This window comes from Cupriavidus sp. 05N39 (assembly GCF_056397325.1).
The window spans coordinates 1-3,750 of sequence record NZ_JBFTNE010000213.1; the positions used below are offsets into that span (position 1 = coordinate 1).

The 3,750-nt window shown below is 63.4% G+C and carries 4 protein-coding genes and 1 pseudogene; all 5 read left to right on the forward strand.

Annotated features, from left to right (window positions below):
• Window positions 1–261, forward strand: a pseudogene (locus tag AC1DN0_RS40580) (cytochrome C oxidase Cbb3); the annotation flags it as partial.
• Window positions 262–280: 19 nt separating this feature from the next.
• Window positions 281–958, forward strand: coding sequence for a cytochrome-c oxidase, cbb3-type subunit II (ccoO, locus tag AC1DN0_RS40585; protein WP_441632174.1), 678 nt, complete (start codon window positions 281–283; stop codon window positions 956–958).
• Window positions 959–961: 3 nt separating this feature from the next.
• Entirely contained in the window at window positions 962–1,165 is a 204-nt protein-coding gene (locus AC1DN0_RS40590; RefSeq protein WP_035867847.1) for a cbb3-type cytochrome oxidase subunit 3, read from the forward strand.
• Window positions 1,166–1,168: 3 nt separating this feature from the next.
• Complete coding sequence (gene ccoP / locus AC1DN0_RS40595) at window positions 1,169–2,095, forward strand: cytochrome-c oxidase, cbb3-type subunit III (RefSeq protein WP_045239399.1); 927 nt, start codon at window positions 1,169–1,171, stop codon at window positions 2,093–2,095.
• Between the two features lie 49 nt (window positions 2,096–2,144).
• Window positions 2,145–3,638, forward strand: a complete 1,494-nt coding sequence (ccoG, locus tag AC1DN0_RS40600; protein ID WP_441632177.1) for a cytochrome c oxidase accessory protein CcoG — start codon at window positions 2,145–2,147, stop codon at window positions 3,636–3,638.
• Window positions 3,639–3,750 lie beyond the last annotated feature (112 nt).

Consider the following 3,750-nt stretch of genomic DNA (forward strand, 5'->3'; position numbering starts at 1 on the left):
GTCCTGTATATCGCCTCGATGTGGATCGCAGGCGTGATGGAAGGCTTGATGTGGCGGGCCACGCAGCCCGACGGCACGCTCACCTATGCCTTCGTGGAAGCGGTCAAGGCCAAGTACCCGTTCTACCTGATCCGCTTGCTGGGTGGCCTGTGTTTCCTGTCCGGCATGTTGCTGATGGCCTACAACGTGGCGCGAACCATCATCGGCAAGCCCGCGGTGGATGCGCCGATCCCGACCAGCGTTGGTGCCTCCGCCCATTGATCATTCCAGGATAGAAACGATGTCTGAAAAACGAAGCTTCTTTACGCACGAGACCCTGGAGAAGAACATCGGCTGGCTGATCATCTGCACCATCCTGGTGGTCAGTATCGCCGGGCTAGTCCAGATTGTGCCGCTGTTCTTCCAGCACTCCACAACGGAGCCCGATGCGGGGATCAAGCCGTATTCGCCGCTGCGCCTGATGGGCCGCGATATCTATATCCGCGAGGGTTGCGTGGGCTGCCATTCGCAGCAGGTGCGTACGCTGCAGGGCGATGTCGAACGCTATGGCCACTACTCGACGGCCGGCGAATCGGTCTATGACCATCCCTTCCTGTGGGGCTCCAAGCGTACTGGTCCCGACCTGGCGCGCGTGGGCGGCCGCTATTCCGATGACTGGCAGCGCATCCACCTGCGCAATCCGCGCGACGTGGTGCCCGAGTCGGTGATGCCGTCCTACCCGTGGCTCGAGAAGGCTCCGCTGCAGGCCAACGATATCCGCGACCGCATGCGTGCGCTGAGGCGGCTGGGTGTGCCCTATACCGACGCCGAGATCGAACAGGCGCCCGCCACGCTGGCAGGCAAGACCGAAGAGGACGCGATGGTCGCCTACCTGCAGGAGCTTGGCATCAGCAAGCGCAATGTGCGTGTGGACACCGCAGCCGCGGTTCAGCCCGCAGCCGCGCCGGCCAAGGAGTAAGCCATGGCAATGATCACTGCGTTTTCCACCGTGATCTCGATGGTGGCGTTTCTCGCGATCTGCTGGTGGGCCTGGTCGTCCGGCCGCAAGGCAGCCAACCAGGAGTCGGCCATGCTGCCATTCGCGCTGCCCGACGAGCCGCTGGCCGCGAACCACGACGGCCGCCATCGTGCCGGCGGAGCAAACAACACCAAGCAGGAACACTGAGTCATGAGCGACTTCTTCACGGATTTCTGGAGTTACTACATCGCCGCCATTGCGCTGGTAGGCATCGTCTGGTGCATATGGCTGCTGTTCTCCCAGCGCAAGGTGGTCAAGGTGGCCGGCGCTACCGAAGACACTGGCCACGTGTGGGACGGCGACCTGCGCGAGCTGAACAATCCGCTGCCACGCTGGTGGATGTGGATGTTCCTGCTGGCTTGCCTCTTCGGGCTGGTCTACCTGGTGCTGTACCCGGGACTGGGTTCCTACGCCGGCGTGCTCAAGACATCCAGCCGGGTCGAACTGGAGGCACATCGCAAGGCGGCTGAGCAGGTGCAGAGCGATGTCTATGGCAAGTACATGCAGATGGACGTCAAGCAGGTGGCCGCGGATCCGGCTGCGCGCGAGATCGGGCAGCGCCTGTTTCTCAACTACTGCGCGCAATGCCATGGCTCCGACGCGCGCGGCAGCCGCGGCTTTCCCAACCTGACCGACAACGACTGGCTGTATGGCGGCGATCCCGCGACCATCACCCAGACCATTACCAAGGGGCGCAACGGCGTGATGCCGTCATTCGCTTCGACCATCGACGGCAAACTGGCCGGCGACGTGGCGCAATACGTTCGTTCGCTGTCAGGCTTGTCTTCCGATCCGATTCGCGCCTCGCGTGGCGAAAGCACATTCAAGTCCACGTGCGCGGCCTGCCATGGCTCTTCCGGCAAGGGTAACCAGGCGCTCGGTGCGCCCAACCTGTCGGACAAGGTCTGGCTGTACGGCAGTTCGGAGGCAAACATCGTCGACGCCATCCTGAAGGGTCACAACAACCACATGCCGGCACACGAGGAAATCCTGACGCCGGAGCGCATCCGCATGCTGACGGCCTATGTCTGGGGACTGTCGAACAATGGGGCAGCCCCCGCGGGGAGCGGGCAATGAACGGCGACGCCAGCATGTGGAGCCTGCGTGCCGCTGGGGGTGATCGCCCATGAATGCCCCGGAACCGGAACCGCTGAGAAAGCACGGAGCCGCCTGGGGGCCTCTGCGGGAGCCCGCATCCGCCACGGGGGATGGGGAAACCTCGGATGAAACCCTGTACGAAGTCCGCCGCAAGATCTATCCGCGCTCAGTCACAGGGGCGTTTTCGAGCTGGCGGGTCTGGATGGTGGTCCTGACCCAGCTGTTCTTCTATGGCATGCCCTGGCTGCAATGGAACGGCCGCCAGGCCATGTTGTTCGATCTCGGCGCGCGCAAGTTCTACATCTTCGGCTTGGTGCTCTGGCCGCAGGATGTGATCTACCTGTCCGTGCTGCTGGTGATTTCCGCGCTCTCGCTGTTCCTGTTCACGGCGATCGCGGGTCGCCTGTTCTGCGGCTATGCCTGTCCGCAGACGGTGTACACAGAAATCTTCATGTGGATCGAGCGGCATGTGGAAGGCGATCGCTTTGCCCGCATCCGCCTGGATGGCGATCCGTGGAGCGCGCGCAAGCTGCGGCTCAAGGCCACCAAGCACACGCTCTGGATCGTGATCGCGCTATGGACCGGCTTTACCTTCGTCGGGTACTTTTCGCCCATTCGCGAGTTGGGCGGCCACGTGCTCAGCCTGTCGCTGGGGCCGTGGCAAACGTTCTGGATGCTGTTCTACGCCTTCGCCACCTGGGGCAACGCCGGCTTCATGCGCGAGCAGGTGTGCAAGTACATGTGTCCTTATGCACGCTTCCAGAGCGTGATGGTCGATCGCGACACGTATGTGGTGACGTATGACGTGGGCCGCGGCGAGCCGCGCGGCAGCCGCTCGCGCAAGGTGGACCACCAGGCCGCCGGCATGGGCGATTGCGTGAACTGCAGCATCTGCGTGCAGGTCTGCCCCACCGGCATCGATATTCGCGACGGCCTGCAGTACGACTGCATCGGTTGCGGCGCCTGCATCGACGCCTGCAACCAGGTCATGGACAAGATGGCGTATCCGCGCGGGCTGATCCGCTACACCTCGGAGAACGCCATGCGCAGCGTGCTGCCCGAGGCGGAGGCGCGCAAGCGTCTGTTCCGGCCGCGCACGGTGGTGTACTCCGTGATCTGGCTGGCCCTGGTTGCCGGCTTCACGGTGTCGCTGGCCATGCGCACACCGCTCAAGGTCGATATCATCCGCGACCGCGGCGCGCTGGGCAGGGAAGTGGAGGGACGCTGGATCGAGAACGTGTATCGCCTGCAACTGATCAACACGACCGAGGCGCCGATGCATGTGGCCATTCGCGCGGACAGTGATGACCTGAAGGGCCTGGCCGTGGAATACGATCACGCTGCCGGCAATCTCGAGCCCACCTCAAACCGCCTGATTCCGATTCGCGTGCGCGTGCCGATCGAAGCCGCTGGCCAGGGCACCCACAAGATCCAGGTGACGGTCACTGCGACAGGAGATGACAGTGGGGGCGGTGCGGAAATCAGCCAGGGCACCAGCTTCATCGTACCGCGCAATCTTTGAACCGAGAAATCTAGAGGAGGCCTGATGATGCAGCAAAGCAATCCCTGGTGGAAGGAACCCTGGCCATGGCTGCTGATGAGCGGGCCCTTGCTGGCGATGGTGGCCTGCGGGG